The following is a 17,773-nucleotide window of genomic DNA, read 5'->3' as shown; positions in this document are numbered from 1 at the left end:
CGGAACCTCCTATTGCTCGTATCGCGCGAGGGCCTCCGCGGTGACGGGTGTGAAGAAGTTGACCAGGTTGCCGTCCGGGTCCCTGAACAGCAGCGACCGGTTTCCCCACGGCTGTGTGGTGGGTTCGTTCACGAACGCGATGTCGTACTGCTGCAGGGCCTCGTACTCACGGTCGACATCGTCGACGCGGAACTCGATGATCACGCTCTGGTTGGCCGCCGGCCGGGGCGCCTGCGCACCGAGCCCCCGCACCGTGCGGGCACTCGCGAGGGCGATCGTCCCCGCCGGTGTGATGATCTCGGCGAAGTCGTCCGTGGATCGCTTCGCCGTGCGGCCCGTGGCCTTCTCGTAGAACGTCGCCATTCGCTCGACGTCGTCGGTGACGATGCGGATCGAGGCGAAGTGAACGGCAGGTCCCTGCGGGTTCTGAGTGGTCATGTCGCAGACTGTAGGACGGATAGTGGACAGAACCCGTCCAGTATTTACGGCAATCTTGTCGGTATGAGTCGTCCTACCGCTCGCGTGCTCGCACTCCTGGAGATCCTCCAGGCCGGTGGCGTCCACACCCTGGCGAGCCTCTCCGAGCGGCTGGGCGTGGACGCGCGCACGGTCCGGCGATACGTCGACCATCTGATCGACCTCGACGTGCCCGTCGAGTCGGTGCGAGGGCGGCACGGGGGGTACCGGCTCGCTGGCGGATACCGGATGCCCCCGCTCATGCTGACCGACGACGAAGCACTGGCCACACTCCTCGGCCTGATGACCGCGCAACGGGCCGGGCTCGCCGCGACGTCACTCGCGGCCGCCGACACCGCCACCGCCAAGCTCCGTCGCGTGCTGCCCCGGCCGCTCGCTCGGCGGCTGGACGCGCTCCAGGCGACGGTGCGGTTCACCGGGCCGGCCGACGATGGCGTCACCGGCCCCGGCGGGCGCGTCCTGCTGACTCTCGCCGAGGCCGCTTGGGACCGGCACCCGGTCGAGATGCGTTACAGCGCCCGCGACGGCAGACACAGCCGGCGGGTCGTTCACCCGTACGGCCTCGTCGCCCACTCCGGCCGGTGGTACGTCACCGGCGCGGATTCGGACAGCGGGGAGGTGCGGACGTTCCGGGTCGATCGGATCGAACACCTGCGTGCGCTGTCCGGCTCCTTCGACCAGCCCGAGGACTTCGACGCCGCCGCCCATGTGCTGACCGGACTCGCACAGACCCCGTGGTCGCACGACGTCGCGCTCCGCGTTCAGGCGAGCCTCGACCGCATCCGGTCGCGGTTCCCCGAAGGAATCGCGACCGTCGAGGAAATCCGGCCGACGCCCGCACAGCCGGAGGACGATCCGACGGAGCGATGGTTCCGCGTCCGGATCCGCGCCGAGCGGCTGGAGTGGATCGCGCCCTTGCTCGCCGCGCTGGACCGCCCGTTCGTGATCGAGCGGCCGGACGAACTGCGCGAGCTCGTGGACGACCTGGCGCGACGTCTCGCACGGTACGCGGCCAGGGGGGCGTAGTACCAAGCCTCCCGACCTGCGGCGCCCGCGGGTCGGTGGCAGGATGCTTGCGGTAGGTGTCATACACGTCACGGCCTGGTTGGATCGTGGGGGAGCCGGAGGAGGGGGGCCGATGAGCCGGGAGAACCACCACGTCGCCGTGCTCGTGCTCGAGGGCGCGAAGCCGCTCGACGTCGGCATCCCCGCGCAGGTGTTCGGCAGCCGGCCGACCATGCCGTACGAGGTACGGGTGTGCGGCGCCGCACCGGGGCTGGTGACCGGCGGCGACGGCCTCTCGTACCACGTGGCCGAGGGCCTCGACGCCCTGAAGCACGCCGACACCATCTTCATCCCCGGCTATCGAGAGCCGGCGACGACGGAACCACCGGCGGCGGTCGTCGGCGCGCTCATGGCCGCCCACGAGCGTGGGACCCGGCTCGCGGCCATCTCGACCGGGGCGTTCGCGCTGGCGGCGACCGGTCTGCTCGACGGCAAGCGGGCCACCACCCACTGGCACTACACGCGGGCTCTGGCCGCGCGGCATCCGCTCGTGCGGGTGGACGAGAACGTGCTGTTCGTGGACGAGGGCGACGTGCTCACGTCGGCGGGCGCGGCGTCCGGCATCGACCTGTGCCTGCACCTGGTGCGACGCGACCACGGCGTCGGGCAGTCCAACCACGTGGCGCGACGGCTCGTGGCGGCGCCCTATCGCAGCGGAGGGCAGGCGCAGTACGTGCCGCGAAGTGTGCCCGAGCCGCTCGGCGACCTGTTCGCGAGCACGCGTGAGTGGGCCCTGGCGCACCTCGCCGAACCGCTGACCCTCGATGCGCTGGCCCGCAACGCACGGGTGTCGGCGCGCACCTTCTCGCGGCGGTTCGTGCAGGACACCGGCTACACGCCGATGCAGTGGGTGCTCCGTGCGCGGGTGGACCTGGCGCGCGAGCTGCTCGAACGCACCGAGCTGGGCGTAGAGGAGATCGCCGACCGGGTCGGGCTCGGCACCGGCGCGAACCTGCGGCTGCACTTCCACCGCATTCTCGGCACCTCCCCGACGGAGTACCGGCACACCTTCTCGGCCTGACCTCGGGAATGGCGGGATCCTTGCGGGCGGTGGCGAAAGTCCTGGCGGGATCCTTGCGTACGTTGTCGTTCAGGCCACTGTCGGCTTTGCTATCCGAATGCCGACCATGAGAGGCGAAACGAAAGGAGCCTCCATGACCCGCATCGCCATCAACGGATTCGGCCGGATCGGACGTAGCACTCTCCGCGCGCTGCTCGAGCGCGACAGCGACCTCGAAGTGGTCGCCATCAACGACCTCGCCTCCACCGAGACCCTCGCCCACCTGCTCAAGTACGACAGCACCCTCGGCCGTCTCGGCCGCTCCGTCGAGGTCGAGGAGACCTACCTCCTGGTCGACGGTCATCGCATCATGGTGCTCGCCGAACGCGAGCCCGCCAACCTGCCGTGGGCGGAGCTCGGCGTCGACGTCGTGCTCGAGTCCACCGGCCGGTTCACCGCGGCGGACGCGGCCCGCGCGCACATCCACGCCGGGGCCAAGCGCGTTCTCCTGAGCGCTCCCTCCGCCGGCGCCGACGTCACGCTCGCGTACGGCGTGAACACCGACGCCTACGAGCCCGGCGAGCACGTGATCGTCTCGAACGCCTCGTGCACCACGAACGCGCTGGCTCCGCTGGCCTCCGTACTGGACGAACTGGCCGGCATCGAGCACGGCTTCATGACCACGGTGCACGCGTACACCCAGGAGCAGAACCTGCAGGACGCCCCCCACCGCGACCTGCGCCGCGCCCGCGCGGCCGGCGTGAACATCGTGCCCACCACCACCGGGGCAGCCAAGGCCATCGGCCTGGTGCTGCCGAACCTGGCCGGCAAGCTGTCGGGCGACTCGATCCGGGTGCCGGTCCCGGTGGGTTCGATCGTGGAGCTGAACACCACGGTCACGCGCGGGGTCACCCGCGACGAGGTGCTCGCGGCCTACCGCACCGCCGCCGACGGCGCGCTCAAGGGCATCCTCGAGTACACCGACGAGCCGCTGGTCTCCAGCGACATCACCGGCCGGCCGGCGTCGGCGATCTTCGACGCCGCCCTCACCCGCGTCGACGGCAAGCACGTCAAGGTGGTGGCCTGGTACGACAACGAGTGGGGCTTCTCCAACCGCGTCATCGACACCCTCGAACTCCTCGCGCGCGGCTGACCGCCGCCGGCAGCCCGGAAGGCCTTCGCGTACGGCGGCCGGATCTGGGTGGTAGATCGCAGCAGCAGCATCCGGCCCCTCGACGCCTGGGGCACGCCGTCCGGCGTCACGGTCCGCTCAGGGCCGCAGTGCCAGTTTGCCCACGGTGGCCCGCGCTTCGAGTTCCGCGAGTGCTTTCGGCCCCTCGGCCAGCTCATACACGGTGGGCCGGCCGGGGCCGAGCACCCCGGCGGCGAGGAGCCCGGACAACTCGCCCATGACCTCGCCGAAGATCTCCGGCGCGGCCTGGATCAGGGTGCCGATGTTCAGGCCGATGACGTGGACCTGGTGCTTGTAGACCAGCTCCCAGTTGGTGACCGCGGTCTCGCCGCCGGCCACGCCGTAGACGACGACCCGGCCGGTGACCCGCTTGGTCGCGGCCAGGCTGGCGCCGAACGTGGCGCCCCCGACGGACTCCAGCACCAGATCGGCACCCGCGCCGCCGGTCAGCCGCAGGACCTCGGCGGCGATGTCGGTGCCGCGGGAGTCGATGACGTGGTCGGCGCCCAGCGCCCGTACCACCTCGTGCTTGCCTCGCGACGCCGTGGCGATCACGGTCGCGCCGTAGTGCTTGGCCATCCTCACCGCGGCCTGACCGGTCCCGCCCGCCGCGGCGTGGATCAGCACGGTCTGCCCCGCGGTGACGCCGCCCAGTGGCCTGAGGGCGGCCAGCGCGGTCGGCCAGTTCACGACCAGGCCCAGCGCCTGCTCGTCGGCCCACCCCGTCGGCACCGGCAGCGCGCCTGCCGCGGGCAGCACCATGTACTCGGCGAAGGCGCCTCCGTTGACGCCGATGACGTGGGCACCAGGCCTGAGGTCGGTCACCCCCTCGCCGACGGCGGTGACCTCACCGGCCCCCTCGATGCCCGCGAGATAGGGCGGCTGCGGGCCGCCGGCGAACGTGCCGCGGGCCTGGGAGATGTCGACGAAGTTGACGCCGGCCGCGGTGACACGGATCAGGACCTCGCCGGGGCCTGGGCTCGGTACCGGCGCGTCGGTGATCAGGCGCAGGTCCCGCACGCCGTTCAGCGACGTCTGCCGCAGGGCGCGCATGGTCGTGGGAACGCTCATGACGATCGGTTTCCTTTTTATTTATCGAACGACAAACAAACCGTGGCAGGTAGCGCCGCGCAGGTCAAGGTAAACTTGATCGAACGACAAAGAAATCGGACGGGGGGTGCTTGATGGCTGCTCGCGGCAGGCCGCGCACATTCGACCCGGACGTCGCCCTGCGCCGGGCGCTGGACCTGTTCTGGGAACGCGGCTACGAGGGCACCTCGCTGGGCGGCCTGGCCGAGGCCATGGGTATCGCCTCGGCCAGCATCTACGCCTGCTTCGGCAGCAAGGAGGATCTGTTCCGCAAGGTCATGGCGCTCTACGGCACGACCTCAGGCGAGCCGCCCAGACGCGCACTGCGCGAACAGCCGACCGCGCGCGCCGCGATCCACGCCATGCTGCGCGCCACCGCCGACCAGATCACCGGCCCTGACACCCCGCACTACTGCATGCTCATCCTCGCCGCGCCGACAGGCGCCGTGGAGAACCACGCGGTACGGGAGTTCCTGGCCGAGCTCCGCCGCGGCATGCTCACCGAGATCAGAGACCGGCTCGCCCGCGGCGTCATCGACGGCGACCTGACCGCACCGCCCGCCGACCTCGACGCCATCGCCCGCTACTACACCACCGTGGTGCAAGGCCTCTCCATACAAGCCCGCGACGGCGCCGACCGCGCCGAACTGGAGACGGTCATCACCTGCGCGATGGCCGCCTGGGACACGCTCACCTCCACGCCGTCACACCCGGTGAGCTAGATGACGATGGGCGCCCTCGTGCTCGTGAGACCGCATGGCCGGTCGATGTCGCGCCGCTCTGCGCGACATTCACGCGGACTTACTGAAGCCGTCCGCCGTTAACCGCGCACACCGGTATCTGGCGTGGGGTCGGACGGTGCGGTGGTGGCCGTCCGTCACGGAGGGGCCGGGGCGTACACCGGTCGAGGACTACGTAGGCTCTCAGGTATGCGGATCGGTGAGCTGTCCAAGCGTACGGGCGTGAGTCCGCGCTCACTGCGGTACTACGAAGAGCAGGGCCTGCTGACCAGCTCACGCTCCGACGCCGGGCAGCGTCACTATTCCGAGGCCGAGGTCCAGCGCGTGTCACTCATCCGGCAGCTGTTCGACGCGGGTATGTCCAGCCGGGTGATCGCGACTGTGCTGCCGTGCGTGGAGACCCCCGGTGACCCGGGCATCGTCGAGCTGGCGTTCGCGACGATGACGCGCGAGCGCGACCGGATCGACGCCGACATCGCGCACCTGATCGAGACCCGGGATGCGCTCGACGTGCTGATCAGGGCCAACAGTCGGCACCGTGCGGAGCTGTCCACGGCCAGGGAACCGGCGGCACAGGCATCCTGATGCTGTGACCTGCACCACATCCGGTTGCCCCTGACATCGGTGTGAGCGGTGAGGATGGCGACAGAGCCCGGAACCACCGGGGTCGGTCACACGGGAGGCCGCAGAAGATGGGGCAGGCGTGGGGTTTCGGCAGGTATGGCGGGCCCGAGGTGCAGGAGTTCTTCGATCGTCCCGATCCCGTCCCCGCTCGCGACGAGGTGCTGATCCGGGTCGACGTCGCCGGCGTGAATCCGCTCGACCACCTTCTGCGCTCGGGTCTGGTCTCCGGGCTCGACGGTGGGCGTCCGTTTCCCCGCGTGCTGGGCATGGAGGCATCGGGGACCGTTCTCGCCCGGGGTGAGGACGTCGACGGGATCGAGGTGGGTGACGCGGTCTTCGGCTTCGCACTCACCGGTGGCGGCACTTACGCCGAGACGACGGTGCTGTCGGCGCCGAACACCGCGCGCATCCCGGCGGGTCTGGCCACGACCGTGGCGGCGACGCTGCCAGTCGCCGGGACGACCGCGGTGGATGCGCTCGACCAGCTCGGCCTCCCGGCCGGTGCGACGGTCCTGGTCAACGGGGTCGGGGGCGGGGTCGGCCTCGCCGTCGGCCGGCTGGCCGTCGGGCGCCGGCTGCGTGTGGTCGGCACCGGGAGTGCCGCCAAGCGCGAGCACGCCGAGGCCATCGGGGTGCGGTTCATCGACTACGCCGCCGGGGACGTCGTCGCCGCGGCACGCGAGCTGGTTCCTGACGGCTTCGACGGGATCGTCGACCTGGTCGGAGGCACCTCGCTGCGGACGGTCGCTCCGCTGGCCCGGGATCCCCGCAACGTCATCGCCGTGGGAGATTCGTCCGTGTCCGAACTCGGTGGGCGTCCCGTCGAGCGCCGCCTCGACCGCGAGAACCTGGAGCGGTCCGCCCGGCTGGCCCTCGACGGGCTCCTCGCCCCCGTGATCACCGCGGTCCATCCGCTCTCCGACGCCCCGGCCGCCCTCGCCACCGTCGAGAATGGTCACACTTCCGGCAAGGTCGTCATCAAGGTGACATGAGAAGTGCCCGGCCGACGCCAGGAGAAGACCACACCCGGGATCGTGGATCGGGTAAAGGTGATAAAGCCAGTCGTCGCTATCGGCTTAGGCGCTGTCATGGCCTTGAGGCCCGCCAAGCGGAACTCTCTCAGGCCGCTTCGCGTGGAGGTTGTGACGATGCATGTCACCACATTCGTGTTGTCCTGACTGCGGCATTCGTCGCATCCTGTCGTCCTTAGGATCAGGGCGTTTCGAGTTGCCACAACGCGGCCATCGGCAGTGCCTTTAGTTGTCCACCCAAAGGTAGTGATCGCTCACCCGCGTCCAGGACGAACCCCGCCTGGAACCGGTCACCAAGCCCCTCCGCGAGGTGCCGCAGGCCACGGAAGTCGTTGCTCCGCACCGTCTCGGCCGCCTTGACCTTCACACCGATCACCTGGCCCGACGCGTGCTAGAGCACCATATCGACCTTGTCGCGGTCGCGGTGATAGAAGAGCTGAACAGGCTCCGTACCGCTGCGCAACGACGAGCGGAGCCTGTCAGTAGAAACCTGCCTGGACGCGTATCAACTCGGCCATGGTGTGAGCGTCCTGCCGAACCTCTGCGGGCGGTCTGCCGAAGGCTGGATGGGCGACCTGCCGAAACCTCGTGAGCGATTCGCCGAAGATCTACAGAGGCTCTGCGGGTACGGGCGTTGTCCCTATGCCGTCGATGATCGGTGCCGCGTTTCTGCACCTACGGGGCCGTCGCGGACAACGTCTGGCGAAGATGCCGAAGGGAGGAGGCGGTGAGCGGCATCCTGGCGGGAGGGATCGGTCGCGACGAGACTACAAAATCAACAAGCCCGGCATCGGTTAGGTGCCGGGCTTGCGTCACTCCTGCTCTGTGTGGCGGAGGATAGGAGATTCGAACTCCTGAGGGGTTGCCCCCAACACGCTTTCCAAGCGTGCGCCCTAGGCCACTAGGCGAATCCTCCGCCGAGAATCCTACCGGTTTCCCGGCAGGGGCCGTACATCGATGACGGCCTCGATCGGCAGGGGGCCGTAGATGTGCGGGAACACGTCGTCCCCGACGGGCTCGTGGCGTACGTCCAGGCCCTGCGGGTCGATGACGAGGAGCACCAGGTCGTCGAGATCGGCGTAGAACGCGCGCTCGACCGTACGTACCTGCTCTTCATCGCGCGAGGCGTGGATGAAGCCGACCTCCGCGAGGGTCTGGCCTCGGGTCGACACCTCGTACGGCCCGCCGGCCTGGCGGGCGGCGTCCCATTCGGGGCGTTCGGCGATGTGGAAGATCTTCATTCACGCGCCTCCGGAGCTCGTTCGAACGGAGGTGAGCGTACGGGCCGAAGACGTACTCGCGATGCCATAGACTCATTCGAGACCCCTCGCATGGCGTCATCCTGTGAACCTCCCCAGGGCCGGAAGGCAGCAAGGATAAGCAGGCTCTGACGGGTGTGCGGGGGGTCCTTTGCTTCTGATGAGGACGGACCCCGATGAGTCTGGCTCTGTATAGAAAGTACCGGCCAGCGACGTTCGCCGAGCTCAAGGGGCAGGAACACGTCGCCGAGCCGCTTCAGCAAGCGTTGCGCAACGGGCGGATCAACCACGCGTACCTGTTCAGCGGGCCGCGGGGATGCGGGAAGACCTCGAGTGCGCGGATCCTGGCGCGTTCGCTCAACTGCGAGCTGGGGCCGACGCCCGAGCCTTGCGGCAAATGTGACTCGTGTCTTGCCCTCGGGCCGAGCGGCTCCGGGCACATCGACGTCATCGAGATCGACGCCGCGTCGCACGGTGGTGTGGACGACGCCCGCGACCTGCGTGAGCGTGCCTTCTTCGCGCCGGTGGCCGCGCGCTACAAGATCTACATCATCGACGAAGCGCACATGGTGACCCGTGAAGGGTTCAACGCGCTGCTGAAGCTCGTCGAGGAGCCGCCGGCCCACCTGAAGTTCATCTTCGCGACGACGGAGCCGGAGAAGGTCATCGGGACGATCCGGTCCCGTACGCACCACTATCCCTTCCGCCTCATTCCGCCCGGCACGCTGCGCGAGCTGCTCGAGGACATCCTGCAGAAGGAGAACGTCCCGTACGAGCCGGCAGCGATCCCCCTGGTCGTACGCGCCGGGGCCGGGTCCGCACGAGACTCCGAGTCGATCCTCGACCAGCTCCTCGCGGGCGCCGGCGAGGAGGGCATCACGTACGCCCGCGCCGTCTCGCTGCTCGGCTACACCGACGCGACCCTGCTGGACGAGGTCGTGGACGCGGTCGCGAGCCATGACGGTGGCGCGGTGTTCGCCGCCATCGACCGGGTGATGGAGGGTGGCCAGGACCCGCGGAGGTTCGCGGCCGACCTGCTCGAACGCTTTCGCGACCTGGTGATCCTGTCCAACGTGCCCGACGCGGGGACGACAGGCCTGCTCGACGTGCCACCGGACGAGCTGGAGCGCATGCAGGCGCAGGCGTCGCGGCTGGGTCTGGGAGAGCTGACACGCGCCGCCGACCTGCTGCACACCGGGCTCACCGAGATGCGCGGCGCGACCGCGCCGAGACTGCTGCTCGAACTCATCTGCGCGCGGATCCTGTTGCCCGGTGCGTACGACGACGAATCGTCACTGCTCGCCCGCCTGGACCGGCTCGAACGCCGCTTCGCCATCGGCGAGGGCGCCCCCGCGGCCGCGATGCCCCCGGTACGCCGCCCGCAACCCCCGACACCGGCCGACGAACGCCACGCACCCGGCCCCGGCCACACAACCCGCTCGGACCCCCAGCGCGAACCGAGCGACAACCAACCCCCGCGCGCCCAAAACCAACCCCCGCCCGCCCAAAACCAACCCCCGCCCGCCCAGGGGGGCGACCCCACTTCCATTGTCCAGCGAGGACCGAGGCGTGGGGAAGATGAGCGACGGGCTGTGGATAACTCCTCGGCCGCGGGCTCGTCGGCGGCTTCCTCGCAGGCCACACCCTCGCAGGCCACACCCTCGCGGGCATCGAACTCGGCACCGGACCCGGCGCCTGCCTCGTCGTCCGCGGGCCGGTCCGCCGCGGGTCCGTCCTCAACGGCGGCGGCCGACGCGCCGCCGTCCAACGCGGCAGAGCGCTCCGCCGCGACCCCCTCGAACGCGACGCCACAGGCGCCGGGCGAGGTCGACTGGCCCACTCTTCACCAGCCCGGGCAAGCGCAGGCACAACGGCCCGACTCGGACCAGGACCAACGGACCGGCCAGCATGCCGCGGACGAGGCACCCGGCGAGGCGCCGCACGAGACCACCCCCGCACAACCCGGCGCGGTCGACGTCAGTGCCATCCGTGGCATGTGGGTCGACATCCTCGAAGCGGTCAAGCAGCGCAGCAAGGTCGCCTGGATCGTCCTCATGGAAGGCGTGGACGTCGCCTCCCTGGAGGGCAACGTCCTCACCCTCGCCTTCGCCAACGAGGGAAAGCGCCGCGGCTTCACGACCGGCGGCAAGGAGGTCGTGCTCCGCGAGGCGCTCAAGGAGATCCTCGGCGTCGACTGGCGCATCGACGCCGTCCTCGACAACGGCTCCGGACAGAGCGGACGGCCGAGCCCACCCCCGTCCGACCCCGGCGGCTGGGGCGGTGCCGCGGCGGCGCCCCCCGCCCCCCGCGAGCCGCGAGAGAACCGCCGGCAGCAGGAGCCACGTCGGCCCGCCGAGAACCGTACGCCCCCTCCCACGGCGTCCGCGTCCGGCATCGTGCCGCCGCCTCCGGGCCCCTTCGACGAGGCCGACGAGGTCGATCCCGAGGGCGACGCCGATGCCGGTACGGAGGCCGCCCTCACCGGGATGGCATTGATCGAACAGGTGCTCGGCGGCAAGGTCATTCAGGAGATCGACAACGCTTGACCTGCGGAATAAGCCCGCTTGCCGCGAACATAGGTCACTCTGATCATGGCTGCGGCGCCCCCGGTCGTACGCCTCTCGGAGTGCTGTCGCCGGCCGGGTCCCGAGCGGTGACATGCCGGGAATTCCGATCACGGGTGGGCGCTTACCGCATCGAGAGCGAACCCCGTAGTCTCGTGCCATCGGACGATCGAATGAGGAGACGCCGTGGAACCCGGAGGCGGGCAGAATATCCAGCAGATGCTGGAGCAGGCGCAGCGAATGCAGGAACAGCTCGTGACTCTGCAACGTGAGCTCGCGGAGGCCCAGGTCGACGGGTCCGCCGGTGGCGGGCTGGTCACCGCGACGGTGAACGGTCAGAGCGAGCTGATCAAGCTGGTCATCGACCCGGCTGCGATCGACACCAACGACCCGCAGGACACGGCCGAGACCATCGCCGACCTGGTGGTCGCGGCCATTCACAACGCCGCCGAGGAGGTGCAGAGGTTGCAGGAGACGAAGATGGGCCCGCTGACCGAGGGCCTGGGCAGCCTCGGCGGTGGCATCCCCGGGGGCCTGCCGGAGCTCTGAGACCCGCGCGGCTCACGCCGTACGGGCTGTGAGCCCGCGAGGGTCCGCACGCACGCCGCGAACGATACGAGCGACGAGTAGAAGGGAGGAGCCGTGTACGAAGGGGTTGTTCAGAACCTCATCGACGAGCTGGGCAGGCTGCCCGGTGTGGGGCCGAAGAGCGCACAGCGGATCGCCTTCCATCTGCTCGCCGCCGACCCTGCCGATGTCACCCGCCTGACCGAGGCGCTGAGGGAAGTAAAAGACAAAGTCAGGTTCTGTAAGGTCTGCGGTAATGTGGCCGAGGCGGAAGAATGCCGGATCTGCCGGGATGCCCGTCGCGACCTGCATGTGATCTGCGTGGTGGAGGAGCCGAAGGACGTCGTGGCGATCGAAAAGACGCGCGAGTTCCGTGGCCGCTACCACGTGCTGGGTGGCGCGATCAGCCCGATCGAGGGGGTGGGCCCCGATGACCTGCGGATTCGGGAGCTCATGACGCGGCTCGCCGACGGTGACGTGACCGAGCTCATCCTCGCCACTGACCCGAACCTCGAGGGCGAGGCGACCGCGACCTACCTTGCCCGGCTCGTGAAACCGATGGGCCTCACCGTCACCCGGCTCGCCAGTGGCCTGCCGGTGGGAGGCGATCTGGAATACGCCGACGAGGTCACTCTCGGTCGCGCGTTCGAAGGACGGAGGCTGCTCGATGTCTGAGAACAGCTGGACCACGCTCGCCGATCGGGTGGCGAAGCACGTTGAGAGCTATCTGACCATGCTCGAGGCGATCGCCCGCGGCGACGCCAAAGAGCAGACGGTGCCGATGCTCCTCCTCGAGGTCTCGCAGATCGCGGTGGCGGGCGCGCAGCTCGGCGCCAACACCGACGTGATCCTCCCGGACAACTGGGAGCCCGACGTCGGCGAGGATCCCGACCTCGACGCCGTACGCCAGGGGCTCGCCGAGCGTCTCACCGACGTCGACGACTACACCGAGGTGTTCGACCCGTACAAGGACGACGAGGCGGTTCCCTACCGGCTCTCGGACGATCTCGTGGACGTCGCCAGCGACCTGGTCCATGGCCGCCGGCACTACGAGGCCGACCGCAAGCTGGAGGCGCTCTGGTGGTGGCAGTACAGCTACTTCAACCACTGGGGCAACCACGCGGGTGCGGCGCTGCGGGCTCTTTACGCCGTATCCGCGAGTGCTCGCCTGGACGTGATGGAGGAACAGGTCGCCGGCTAAGGAAGGTTTCCGGTGCGTTGCCTCGAATGGCGCAAATCTCGCATAGCGGGATAACGTCTCGCAGGCTGAGCCGCTGACCTCGGTAGACTCAGGCGCGTCAAGACTTCCAACGCCTGATCCGAGGAGTGCACACGCGTGGCTCTTGTCGTGCAGAAGTACGGTGGCTCCTCCGTCGCAGACGCGGAAAGCATCAAGCGCGTCGCCCAGCGCATCGCCGCCACCAAACGCGACGGACATGACGTCGCCGTGGTGGTGTCCGCGATGGGGGACACGACGGATGAGTTGATCGATCTGGCCAACCAGGTCAGCCCCCTCCCACCGGCACGTGAACTCGACATGCTGCTCACCTCCGGTGAGCGCATCTCGATGGCGTTGCTCGCGATGGCCATCGCCAACCTGGGCCACGAGGCGCGGTCCTTCACCGGCTCCCAGGCCGGTGTGATCACGGACGGCAGCCATGGCAGGGCCCGCATCATCGACGTCACGCCCGGCCGGATCCGCGGCGCCCTCGACGAGGGCCTGATCGCGATCGTCGCCGGCTTCCAGGGTGTGTCCCAGGACACCAAGGACGTCACCACGCTCGGCCGCGGCGGCTCCGACACCACCGCGGTCGCTCTCGCCGCCGCGCTCGGCGCCGACGTCTGCGAGATCTACACCGACGTGGACGGCATCTTCACCGCCGACCCGCGCATCGTCCCGGTCGCCCGGCGCATCCCCGACATCTCCTACGAGGAGATGATGGAGATGGCCGCCTGCGGTGCCAAGATCCTGCACCTGCGCTGCGTGGAGTACGCACGGCGCTATGGCATGCCCATCCATGTGCGGAGCTCGTTCAGCAACAAGACCGGCACCTGGGTCAAGGAAAGCATCGAGGGAAACACGATGGAACAAGCGATCATCTCCGGCGTCGCCCACGACCGGAGCGAGGCGAAGATCACCGTGGTCGGGGTGCCCGACAAGGTCGGCGAGGCGGCGACGATCTTCCAGACGCTCGCCGATGCCGAGATCAACATCGACATGATCGTGCAGAACGTCTCGGCCGCCGCGACCAGCCGTACCGACATCTCCTTCACGCTTCCGCGTACGGACGGGCAGACGGCGATGGCCTCCCTCAACAAGATCAAGGAGCGCATCGGCTTCGACAAGCTGCGCTACGACGACCAGATCGGCAAGGTGTCGCTGATCGGCGCGGGCATGCGGTCCCACCCCGGTGTGACGGCCAAGTTCTTCGGCTCCATCGCCGACGCGGGCGTCAACATCGAGATGATCTCCACCTCCGAGATCCGGATCTCCGTGGTGGTCGACCAGGACGACGTCGACGCCGCCGTCACCGCGGCGCACCGCGCCTTCGACCTCGACTCCGACCAGGTCGAGGCCGTTGTGTACGGAGGGAGCGGACGATGAGGAAGCCCACCCTGGCCCTGGTCGGCGCCACCGGCGCGGTCGGCACCGTGATGCGCGACATCGTCTCCACCCGCGACGACGTCTACGGCGAGATCCGTCTGGTCGCCTCGGCCCGCTCGGCCGGCAAGCGCCTGCCCGTACGCGGCGAGGAGCTCGTCGTCCAGGAGCTGACCCCCGAGGTCTTCGACGGCGTCGACATCGCCATGTTCGACGTGCCCGACGAGATCTCCAAGATCTGGGTGCCGATCGCCGCCGAGCGCGGCGCGGTCGTCGTGGACAAGTCGGGTGCGTTCCGCATGGAGCCGGACGTCCCGCTCGTCGTGCCCGAGGTCAACCCCGGGGCCGTACGCGAGCGGCCGCGCGGCATCATCTCCACGCCCAACTGCACGACGCTGTCGATGATGGCCGCGATGGGCGCGCTGCACGCCGAGTACGGCCTGACCGAGCTCGTCGTCGCCTCCTACCAGGCGGTCTCGGGTGCCGGGGTGGCCGGTACCGAGCGCCTGTACGCCGAGATCGAGGCGGTCGCCGGCGACCGCAGCCTCGGCCAGGTCGCGGGCGACGTGCGCAAGGCGATCCAGAACCGCCTCGGCGACGGTGAGTCGCCGTTCCCGGCGCCGCTGGCCCTCAACGTCGTGCCGTGGGCGGGCTCGCTCAAGGAGGACGGCTGGGCATCGGAGGAGCTCAAGCTCCGCAACGAGTCCCGCAAGATCCTCGGCATCCCCGGCCTCAAGGTCTCCGCCACCTGCGTACGGGTCCCGGTGGTCACGACGCACTCTCTGGCCGTGCACGCGACCTTCGAACGCCCGGTCGGCGTCGAGGGGGTCCGGGCGATCCTGGACGCCGCTCCGACGGTCGTCGTCATGGACGACCCCGAGAACGGCGTGTACCCGACCCCGGCGGACGTCGTCGGCACCGACCCGACCTACGTCGGGCGGATCCGGCAGGCGATCGACTTTCCCAACACGCTCGACCTGTTCGTCTGCGGCGACAACCTGCGCAAGGGCGCGGCCCTGAACGCCGCGGAGATCGCCGAGCTGGTCGCCGCCGAGTTCACCGACTGAGTGCCGGAGGCCCGGGTGTCACCCGGGCCTCCTCGGTTTCACGAGAAACATTGATCACATGAAGGTGACGTCCCAATGCGAGCGCTCGCGGGCGAAGAGTGACCGCTCGGGCGCCCGGTAGAGCGGCGAGCCGTCGCCCCGCGTGTGGATGCGCCGGTAGTGGTGCCTGACGAAGCGGTTGAGGCAGCGGTTGGGCAGGATGTCGAGCTTGTAGCCCGCCCTGTGGCTGAACTGCCCTCCCGCATGACCTCTCTCGGTCCCGCCGGAGATCACGAGCCCGCAGCGGCTGTCATCTCTCAACCGCAGCACGCCGCCCAGGGTCGATGGCCGCAGCCCGTCGAATGACGTGCAGTGCGGGTTGGTCCGGCGGGTGCAGTGGCCGGACGAGATCCATCGAAGACCGGCCCCTTGGAGCAGTGCGCCGACCTCCTGCTGGCGCATTGGTGCCGATGATTTCCGGTCATGTGTCCATGCGTGGGCCGTACCGGCCGTTAAAGCGAAAAAAGCGATGGCGCAGCCGGTGATGATGGTCAGTCGTGTCGACATCCAACCTCCCCGTACATGTCGCATGCGCCAGCCGCAGCATCTGCCACGTGCGATGCGATACCACGGCAAGAGACGCGCCACTTGACGGAAAGAACATCGAACCCTGACTGGGGACTGGCGTGCGCCGACTCCGTGCACAAGGAGACGTAGGGTGTCGGCTGTGGCCGTACCGACCAAGTCCGAGCAGACCCGGGATCTCATCGCCAAGACCGCTTTGCGGCTTTTCCGCGAGCGCGGCTACGAGGCCACCACTATGCGCGCGATCGCCACCGAGGCTGGTGTTTCGGTGGGGAATGCGTATTACTACTTTGCCTCCAAGGAAGAGCTGATCCAGCTTTATTACGAGCATTCCCAGGAGGACCACAGCGAGGTCTGTGAGGCCATCCTCGCCCGCGATCGGGAGTTCCGCGCGCGTCTGCTCGGGGTGCTCCGCGCCCGCATCGACACGCTTCAGCCCTACAAGGAGTTCGCCGGGAAGTTCTTCAAGTACGCCGCCGAGCCGTCGAGCCCGCTGAGCCCGTTCAGCGCCGAGTCCGGCCCGGTCCGCGACGCCGCGATCGCGGTGTACCGGCAGGTCGTCGAGGGCTCGACGCTGAAGACGGATCCGGAGATCCGCACCGACCTGCCCGAGCTCCTGTGGCTCTACTCGATGGGCGTGGTCCTCTACTGGGTCTACGACAGCTCCCCGGACGCCGAGAAGACCTACCGCCTGGTGGAGCGCACCGTCCCGCTGATCGACAAGCTGGTCGGCATGGCCCGCCTGCCGGGCATGCGCGGCGTCGTACGCGAGGCCCTTTCGACCTACCGCGACCTGCGCAAGTGAGCGACTCGTGAGGACACGAGGTCACTCACGATCGCCGATGCCGAACCGATCCTGACGAGAGACGGCCGTTCCGACGGCCGGCCTGCCGGGCATACGCGGTCGACCGGCAGGCTACGGACCCTCGGTCATCGGCCGATCATGCGCATCTGGGTCTCGTTGTGGTGGTCGCCCGCTGCGGGGGTGAGGCCGTTGAGCAGGGTGGTCTGCTCTGGGGTGAGCTCGACCGCGTCGGCGGCGAGGTTCTCCTCCAGACGGGGGACGCGCTTGGTGCCGGGGATGGGGACGATGTCGTCCCCCCGGCCGAGCAGCCACGCGAGGGCGACCTGAGCGGTGGTCGCGCCGACCTGACCGGCGATCGCTTCGACCTCCGCGACGATGCGGAGGTTGTGGTCGAAGTTCTCGCCCATGAAGCGGGGATTGTTCCGACGGAAGTCGTCGTCGGCGAACTGGTCGGTGGACCGGACGGCTCCCGTGAGGAAGCCACGGCCGAGAGGAGAGTAGGCAACGAAGCCGATGCCGAGTTCGCGCAGCAGCGGCAGCGTCTCAGGCTCGCTGTCACGGGTCCACAGGGAGTACTCCGACTGCAGCGCGGTGATGGGGTGGACGGCGTGCGCGCGGCGGATCGTGGCCGGCCCGGCTTCCGAGAGCCCGATGTGGCGAATCTTGCCCTCGGCCACGAGGTCGGCGAGGACGCCGATGGTGTCCTCGATCGGGGTGTCAGGGTCGACGCGGTGCTGGTAGTACAGGTCGATGTGGTCGGTGCCGAGGCGGCGCAGGGATCCCTCGACGGCGGCGCGCACGTTCGCCGGGCTGCTGTCGAGTCCGGTGCCGCCGGTGTGGGAGATCATGCCGAACTTGGTGGCGAGCACGGCCTGGTCGCGGCGCCCCTTCAGCGCGCGGCCGAGGAGCTCCTCGTTGACATAGGGGCCGTAGACCTCAGCGGTGTCGAGGAGGGTGACGCCCAGCTCCAGTGCCCGGTGGATCGTACGGATCGACTCGGCGTCGTCATCGCCGGCTCCGGTGTAGGCGCCGCTCATGCCCATCGTGCCCAGGCCGATCCGGGCGACGTCCAGATCGCCCAGCTTGATGTGCTTCATGATGGTTCTCCGTTCGTTGTACGGGTGGGT

General features: G+C 69.1%; 19 protein-coding genes, 1 tRNA gene and 1 other RNA gene. 14 read left to right on the top strand and 7 right to left on the bottom strand.

Annotated elements, in window-relative coordinates; genetic code table 11:
- Positions 1-9: 9 nt before the first annotated feature.
- Positions 10-438: a VOC family protein gene (locus tag FB559_RS14900; protein WP_141956173.1), complete on the bottom strand. Its 429-nt coding sequence runs from the start codon at positions 436-438 to the stop codon at positions 10-12.
- A 63-nt stretch (positions 439-501) separates the two neighbouring features.
- On the opposite strand from FB559_RS14900, the gene FB559_RS14895 reads away from it, so the two are divergent.
- The 3 genes from FB559_RS14895 (at position 502) to gap (ending at position 3,695) form a co-directional block, all read left to right on the top strand.
- Entirely contained in the window at positions 502-1,503 is a 1,002-nt protein-coding gene (locus FB559_RS14895) for a helix-turn-helix transcriptional regulator (RefSeq protein ID WP_141956172.1), read from the top strand.
- Positions 1,504-1,615: 112 nt separating this feature from the next.
- Positions 1,616-2,563 carry a GlxA family transcriptional regulator gene (locus tag FB559_RS14890; protein WP_141956171.1) on the top strand — a complete coding sequence of 316 codons (948 nt, stop codon included), beginning with the start codon at positions 1,616-1,618 and terminating at the stop codon, positions 2,561-2,563.
- Positions 2,564-2,696: 133 nt separating this feature from the next.
- Complete coding sequence (gene gap / locus FB559_RS14885) at positions 2,697-3,695, top strand: type I glyceraldehyde-3-phosphate dehydrogenase (RefSeq protein WP_141956170.1); 999 nt, start codon at positions 2,697-2,699, stop codon at positions 3,693-3,695.
- Between the two features lie 117 nt (positions 3,696-3,812).
- On the opposite strand, the gene FB559_RS14880 is transcribed toward gap, so the two are convergent.
- Positions 3,813-4,805: an NADPH:quinone oxidoreductase family protein gene (locus FB559_RS14880; protein ID WP_141956169.1), complete on the bottom strand. Its 993-nt coding sequence runs from the start codon at positions 4,803-4,805 to the stop codon at positions 3,813-3,815.
- 113 nt (positions 4,806-4,918) lie between these two features.
- On the opposite strand from FB559_RS14880, the gene FB559_RS14875 reads away from it, so the two are divergent.
- The 3 genes from FB559_RS14875 (at position 4,919) to FB559_RS14860 (ending at position 7,179) form a co-directional block, all read left to right on the top strand.
- Positions 4,919-5,545 (top strand): TetR/AcrR family transcriptional regulator, encoded by a 627-nt coding sequence (locus FB559_RS14875; RefSeq protein WP_141956168.1) that lies wholly within the window; start codon positions 4,919-4,921, stop codon positions 5,543-5,545.
- A gap of 207 nt (positions 5,546-5,752) precedes the next feature.
- Positions 5,753-6,148 carry a MerR family transcriptional regulator gene (locus FB559_RS14865; protein ID WP_141956166.1) on the top strand — a complete coding sequence of 132 codons (396 nt, stop codon included), beginning with the start codon at positions 5,753-5,755 and terminating at the stop codon, positions 6,146-6,148.
- Between the two features lie 107 nt (positions 6,149-6,255).
- Positions 6,256-7,179 carry an NADP-dependent oxidoreductase gene (locus FB559_RS14860; protein WP_141956165.1) on the top strand — a complete coding sequence of 308 codons (924 nt, stop codon included), beginning with the start codon at positions 6,256-6,258 and terminating at the stop codon, positions 7,177-7,179.
- 220 nt (positions 7,180-7,399) lie between these two features.
- Here FB559_RS14860 and FB559_RS14855 read toward each other — a convergent pair whose 3' ends face one another.
- The 3 genes from FB559_RS14855 to FB559_RS14845 all read right to left on the bottom strand — a co-directional run bounded on the left by FB559_RS14855 (position 7,400) and on the right by FB559_RS14845 (position 8,459).
- Positions 7,400-7,585 carry a hypothetical protein gene (locus FB559_RS14855; RefSeq protein ID WP_141956164.1) on the bottom strand — a complete coding sequence of 62 codons (186 nt, stop codon included), beginning with the start codon at positions 7,583-7,585 and terminating at the stop codon, positions 7,400-7,402.
- Between the two features lie 461 nt (positions 7,586-8,046).
- Positions 8,047-8,134: transfer RNA gene (locus FB559_RS14850), tRNA-Ser, on the bottom strand.
- 10 nt (positions 8,135-8,144) lie between these two features.
- Positions 8,145-8,459, bottom strand: coding sequence for a DUF952 domain-containing protein (locus tag FB559_RS14845; RefSeq protein ID WP_141956163.1), 315 nt, complete (start codon positions 8,457-8,459; stop codon positions 8,145-8,147).
- Positions 8,460-8,536: 77 nt separating this feature from the next.
- Here FB559_RS14845 and ffs point away from each other — a divergent pair.
- From ffs to FB559_RS14810, 7 genes are all read left to right on the top strand, one after another.
- Positions 8,537-8,632, top strand: an RNA gene (gene ffs / locus FB559_RS14840) — signal recognition particle sRNA small type.
- Between the two features lie 21 nt (positions 8,633-8,653).
- On the top strand, positions 8,654-11,023 hold the full coding sequence (locus tag FB559_RS14835; protein ID WP_141956162.1) for a DNA polymerase III subunit gamma and tau: 2,370 nt from the start codon (positions 8,654-8,656) through the stop codon (positions 11,021-11,023).
- 204 nt (positions 11,024-11,227) lie between these two features.
- The gene (locus FB559_RS14830; RefSeq protein ID WP_246121604.1) at positions 11,228-11,590 is read left to right on the top strand and encodes a YbaB/EbfC family nucleoid-associated protein; all 363 of its coding nucleotides are present in this window, start codon (positions 11,228-11,230) and stop codon (positions 11,588-11,590) included.
- Between the two features lie 93 nt (positions 11,591-11,683).
- The gene (gene recR, locus FB559_RS14825) at positions 11,684-12,283 is read left to right on the top strand and encodes a recombination mediator RecR (protein WP_141956161.1); all 600 of its coding nucleotides are present in this window, start codon (positions 11,684-11,686) and stop codon (positions 12,281-12,283) included.
- A complete protein-coding gene (locus tag FB559_RS14820; protein WP_141956160.1) occupies positions 12,276-12,809 on the top strand; it encodes a DUF5063 domain-containing protein in 534 nt (177 codons plus the stop codon). The genes recR and FB559_RS14820 overlap by 8 nt, the downstream gene beginning before the upstream one ends.
- 135 nt (positions 12,810-12,944) lie before the next feature.
- Entirely contained in the window at positions 12,945-14,213 is a 1,269-nt protein-coding gene (locus FB559_RS14815; RefSeq protein ID WP_141956159.1) for an aspartate kinase, read from the top strand.
- Positions 14,210-15,277, top strand: a complete 1,068-nt coding sequence (locus FB559_RS14810) for an aspartate-semialdehyde dehydrogenase (RefSeq protein ID WP_141956158.1) — start codon at positions 14,210-14,212, stop codon at positions 15,275-15,277. Before FB559_RS14815 ends, FB559_RS14810 begins: the two co-directional genes overlap by 4 nt.
- A gap of 54 nt (positions 15,278-15,331) precedes the next feature.
- On the opposite strand, the gene FB559_RS14805 is transcribed toward FB559_RS14810, so the two are convergent.
- Complete coding sequence (locus FB559_RS14805) at positions 15,332-15,823, bottom strand: hypothetical protein (protein WP_185792212.1); 492 nt, start codon at positions 15,821-15,823, stop codon at positions 15,332-15,334.
- Between the two features lie 160 nt (positions 15,824-15,983).
- Here FB559_RS14805 and FB559_RS14800 point away from each other — a divergent pair, with 160 nt between their 5' ends.
- Positions 15,984-16,646 (top strand): TetR/AcrR family transcriptional regulator, encoded by a 663-nt coding sequence (locus FB559_RS14800; protein WP_141956156.1) that lies wholly within the window; start codon positions 15,984-15,986, stop codon positions 16,644-16,646.
- Positions 16,647-16,771: 125 nt separating this feature from the next.
- Here the strand turns inward: FB559_RS14800 and FB559_RS14795 are convergent, their stop codons facing one another.
- The gene (locus tag FB559_RS14795) at positions 16,772-17,743 is read right to left on the bottom strand and encodes an aldo/keto reductase (protein ID WP_141956155.1); all 972 of its coding nucleotides are present in this window, start codon (positions 17,741-17,743) and stop codon (positions 16,772-16,774) included.
- Positions 17,744-17,773: the final 30 nt, after the last annotated feature.

The sequence above is a fragment of the Actinoallomurus bryophytorum genome, from assembly GCF_006716425.1.
Classification (GTDB): Bacteria; Actinomycetota; Actinomycetes; order Streptosporangiales; family Streptosporangiaceae; genus Actinoallomurus; species Actinoallomurus bryophytorum.
The sequence above is the reverse complement of the archived record's forward strand: the minus strand, read 5'-3'. Positions and strand labels throughout refer to the sequence as shown.

Bases quoted from the DNA above. Each gene is read 5' to 3' on its own strand.
- FB559_RS14875 (WP_141956168.1), top strand. From the start codon at position 4,919: ATGGCTGCTCGCGGCAGGCCGCGCACATTCGACCCGGACGTCGCCCTG.
- gap (WP_141956170.1), top strand. From the start codon at position 2,697: ATGACCCGCATCGCCATCAACGGATTCGGCCGGATCGGACGTAGCACT.
- FB559_RS14860 (WP_141956165.1), top strand. From the start codon at position 6,256: ATGGGGCAGGCGTGGGGTTTCGGCAGGTATGGCGGGCCCGAGGTGCAG.
- FB559_RS14865 (WP_141956166.1), top strand. From the start codon at position 5,753: ATGCGGATCGGTGAGCTGTCCAAGCGTACGGGCGTGAGTCCGCGCTCA.
- FB559_RS14890 (WP_141956171.1), top strand. From the start codon at position 1,616: ATGAGCCGGGAGAACCACCACGTCGCCGTGCTCGTGCTCGAGGGCGCG.
- FB559_RS14845 (WP_141956163.1), bottom strand. From the start codon at position 8,459: ATGAAGATCTTCCACATCGCCGAACGCCCCGAATGGGACGCCGCCCGC.
- FB559_RS14810 (WP_141956158.1), top strand. From the start codon at position 14,210: ATGAGGAAGCCCACCCTGGCCCTGGTCGGCGCCACCGGCGCGGTCGGC.
- FB559_RS14795 (WP_141956155.1), bottom strand. From the start codon at position 17,743: ATGAAGCACATCAAGCTGGGCGATCTGGACGTCGCCCGGATCGGCCTG.
- FB559_RS14820 (WP_141956160.1), top strand. From the start codon at position 12,276: ATGTCTGAGAACAGCTGGACCACGCTCGCCGATCGGGTGGCGAAGCAC.
- FB559_RS14880 (WP_141956169.1), bottom strand. From the start codon at position 4,805: ATGAGCGTTCCCACGACCATGCGCGCCCTGCGGCAGACGTCGCTGAAC.
- FB559_RS14900 (WP_141956173.1), bottom strand. From the start codon at position 438: ATGACCACTCAGAACCCGCAGGGACCTGCCGTTCACTTCGCCTCGATC.
- FB559_RS14835 (WP_141956162.1), top strand. From the start codon at position 8,654: ATGAGTCTGGCTCTGTATAGAAAGTACCGGCCAGCGACGTTCGCCGAG.
- FB559_RS14895 (WP_141956172.1), top strand. From the start codon at position 502: ATGAGTCGTCCTACCGCTCGCGTGCTCGCACTCCTGGAGATCCTCCAG.
- FB559_RS14805 (WP_185792212.1), bottom strand. From the start codon at position 15,823: ATGTCGACACGACTGACCATCATCACCGGCTGCGCCATCGCTTTTTTC.